At 32.7% G+C, this 849-nt stretch carries 1 protein-coding gene; it reads left to right on the forward strand.

Translation table 11 applies throughout. The annotated features are described in order from the left end of the window. Nucleotides 1-123: 123 nt before the first annotated feature. Entirely contained in the window at nucleotides 124-675 is a 552-nt protein-coding gene (locus ACSR9O_RS27275) for a GNAT family N-acetyltransferase (RefSeq protein WP_328138870.1), read from the forward strand. Nucleotides 676-849 lie beyond the last annotated feature (174 nt).

Raw genomic sequence — 849 nt, forward strand, 5'->3', positions numbered from 1 at the left:
GAGCTGTCTTTAAGGCAGCTTTTTCTTATGGAACTATCCGGGCAGTTTAGTTGAATAAGAAATTTTGGATAATTATAGTAAATGTATACAAGAATAAGTATCCAAAATTAAGGAGGATTTCTTATGATATTTGATAATCTAAATAAAACAATTACCTCTAAAAGGCTAGTACTAAGACTGTTTCAAAAATCTGATGCAGTAGCTGTTACTAAACTTTGTAATAATTATAATATTTATAAAAATACATTGTACCTACCTTATCCATACTCTATAGAGGATGCTTTATCATGGATTGAGCATCATCTTGATAATTTTAATGCTAATATATCATATGAATTTGCTATAACAGATAAGGAAAGTGGAGAATTATATGGAGCTATAGCGTTATCTAACAACCAAAAGTTTAATAATGGTGAAATAGCCTATTGGATTGGTGAAAAATTTTGGGGAAATGGATATGCTACAGAGGCAGCGCAAGCTATATTACATTTTGCATTTGAAGAAAAGCAATACCATAAAGTATTTGCTCGTTACTTTAATTCAAATCCAGCTTCAGGAAGAGTGATGCAAAAATTAGGCTTGAAAAAAGAAGGGATATTAATTGACCATGTGAGGAAAGAAAATCGATTTGAAGATCTAGTATATTATGGAATTATTAACTCAGTAGGATTATAGATTATACTGCTTATTTGTAATCGGTTCCGTTTTTGGGTGGAGATATGCTGAATTATTCGCCAAATGGTGGACCGACGGTGAATTAATGGGTTCAACCAGAAATATCTGGCTGCACTTATTCTACTAAAGGAAGGTTGGGTGACAGCCTATTTCTTATGGCACTAACGGGGCAGG

Source organism: Peribacillus sp. B65 (assembly GCF_058513295.1).